General features: G+C 55.7%; 4 protein-coding genes. All 4 read right to left on the reverse strand.

The window, feature by feature from the left end; translation table 11 throughout:
- Window positions 1-19 precede the first annotated feature (19 nt).
- Complete coding sequence (locus tag NW829_RS10030) at window positions 20-976, reverse strand: NAD(P)H-binding protein (RefSeq protein WP_414374714.1); 957 nt, start codon at window positions 974-976, stop codon at window positions 20-22.
- Between the two features lie 146 nt (window positions 977-1122).
- The gene (locus NW829_RS10035; RefSeq protein WP_099812243.1) at window positions 1123-1413 is read right to left on the reverse strand and encodes a 4a-hydroxytetrahydrobiopterin dehydratase; all 291 of its coding nucleotides are present in this window, start codon (window positions 1411-1413) and stop codon (window positions 1123-1125) included.
- Between the two features lie 67 nt (window positions 1414-1480).
- Entirely contained in the window at window positions 1481-2017 is a 537-nt protein-coding gene (locus tag NW829_RS10040; RefSeq protein ID WP_414416998.1) for a GNAT family N-acetyltransferase, read from the reverse strand.
- A 2-nt stretch (window positions 2018-2019) separates the two neighbouring features.
- On the reverse strand, window positions 2020-2178 hold the full coding sequence (locus NW829_RS10045) for a hypothetical protein (protein WP_414342473.1): 159 nt from the start codon (window positions 2176-2178) through the stop codon (window positions 2020-2022).
- Window positions 2179-2217: the final 39 nt, after the last annotated feature.

The raw sequence follows: 2217 nt of genomic DNA on the forward strand, positions 1-2217 counted from the left end.
GAAGACTGAGAACAACGACTTAGAAGGGCGTCTTGACTTTGGGTTGCTTGACCTTTAGCTCGCGAAGCCGTTTCAACATCTTCTGGAAATACTCCGCTAGGTAGTCCTCAAGAGAGGTCAGAGAGGCCAGTTCAATCCCCAGGGTTTCGCATACAGGCGTCATATCGGCGTGCATGGGTTCTTTGGCCGCGATCACCTCCACAAACGCCAGCCGGTCGGCAATGTTCCAGCTCCACTGAAAGAACTGCGCCACCTTGCGCGCCCCTCTCAGCAGTCCCAGCGGCATGGTGCTGACTTTGGCCTTTTTGCCGGAGAGCTGCTCGCACAAGGCAATGACTTCTCGAGCCGTCCAAGCCTTGGGCCCCACCAAGGGAAAGATTTGCTGCTTGGCAGCTTCTACAGTGAGAGCTCGCACCGCAAACCGGGCTGCATCTAGGGTGTCTAGGTAGGCCGTTGGCATGCCCTCGCCGGTTACCCAGACGATTTGTTCTTCCAAGATGGGGATGGCGTACTGGCCAATCAACCCCTGCATAAAGCCCGCTGGACGAAAAATCGTGTAGGGCATCTGGGATCCAACCAAATACTTCTCAATGTGATGCTTGAAATTCATCAGGGGCACATTGGGATACTCGTGGTGAGCGCCCATGATGGAGAAAAAGATAAAATGCCCTACCTGGGCAGCCCGTGCCGCATTGATCAGGGCAACTTTGCCATCCCAGTCCACCTGACGGGCGCTGAGGGTATCGGTCACCCGCACCGTGGCACAGTCGATCACCGCCTCGATGCCTTCCATGGCGGAGTTGAGGGTGCTGGGCTGAAGCAGATTTCCCACCTTCAGGTGAGCGCCCCATTCACTTAAGAAAGCAGCCTTTGCCGGATTTCGCACCAGACAGGTGACTTGGTGTCCCTCTTCGATGGCTCGGCGTACCACTTGACGGCCCAGCGTTCCCGTCGCCCCCACAACCAGCACGTTCATAAAATTATCATTTCTTAACCTTAGGCTTAGTCTATCAGACCGACACAGCTCCCAACACAATCCAACACAACTTTGAGGCAGCGACAAAATGGGGATCCTCTGCCAAGCCGGCTTTGAGGGATCCCCAAAGTTGGGTACTGAAGCGTCTAGCTGGCCAGCTCGTTCATGCGTTGCGCCAGGGTAAAGTCCAGTTCTGTAATGCCCCCGGCATCGTGGGTGGTAAGATGCACCCGCACGCGGTTGTAGACATTGGTCCATTCGGGATGGTGCCCCATGCTCTCGGCCACCAAGGCCACACTGCTCATCCAGCCAAAGGCTTCGACAAAGGAGCGAAACTGAAATTGACGATGCAGCTTCCCATCCTGCAAAGACCAGCCCGGCAGATTTTCCAGCTTGGCTTGGACCTCAGCTTCACTGAGTTTGACAGGTCTGGACATGGGCTTTCCCTCCAGTCTTTGCCACCGCTTTCATCAAAAGAGCAACTGAGAGCGGATCCCGGCTTATTCACAAAACTTCATGACCTTTGTATTCATGCTCTTCTACATGCGCGTCTATGGGCGCGGGGCTGAGCGGCTTGTACAACCAGTAGCCTTGTACAGCAAAGTGGGCCTGCTGATAGAAATGGAGGGCGGCTTGGTTGTGATGGTAAACCTGCAGGGTAATGGCAGCTAGCTGCTGCTGGGATCCCCAGCGTTCCACCTGTTGAATCAAAGCTCTGCCCAGGCCCTGCCGGCGATGGGCGGGATCCACCCAGAGCAGAAAGATGTAGGCTACCCGCCGATGGGTGGCTTGATCTGTGGAGATGCCGGCCCAAACACAGCCCACCGGCTCTGCAGTTTCTTCTTTCAAGATCCACCAGCAGGGGGTGCGGGGTGGGTCGAAGAGGCGATCCAGCGTCTCTTCCAGGTGATCCCAGTTGCTTTGCTCTGGAAAAGATTCCTGCAACGTGGCCTGCAATCCTCGTCTCACCCAGGGCCGATCCCAGGCTGAACCGATACGCCAACGATAACCCACAGGCAGAGGGATCCCTTGTTCAGCCATCCTCAGGCATTTGCAGAAAGGGCCACAGGCGTCGCTTCTTCTAGAGGGGCAGGCTGGGCCATATCCTCCGGCAGAAACGAGCGAATGCTCACCACCACCAGGGTAAACAGAAACACCAGCAGGATGAGGGCAGGAAAGATATATTGCCGCAAGATGTTCATATTTCTACATAACCTTGGTCTCTACAGCATAGCGTGCAG

Source organism: Synechococcus sp. R55.8, assembly GCF_047461895.1.
In the GTDB taxonomy this organism is placed as follows: Bacteria; Cyanobacteriota; Cyanobacteriia; order Thermostichales; family Thermostichaceae; genus Thermostichus.

Bases quoted from the DNA above. Each gene is read 5' to 3' on its own strand.
- NW829_RS10030 (WP_414374714.1), bottom strand. From the start codon at position 976: ATGAACGTGCTGGTTGTGGGGGCGACGGGAACGCTGGGCCGTCAAGTG.
- NW829_RS10035 (WP_099812243.1), bottom strand. From the start codon at position 1,413: ATGTCCAGACCTGTCAAACTCAGTGAAGCTGAGGTCCAAGCCAAGCTG.
- NW829_RS10040 (WP_414416998.1), bottom strand. From the start codon at position 2,017: ATGGCTGAACAAGGGATCCCTCTGCCTGTGGGTTATCGTTGGCGTATC.
- NW829_RS10045 (WP_414342473.1), bottom strand. From the start codon at position 2,178: ATGAACATCTTGCGGCAATATATCTTTCCTGCCCTCATCCTGCTGGTG.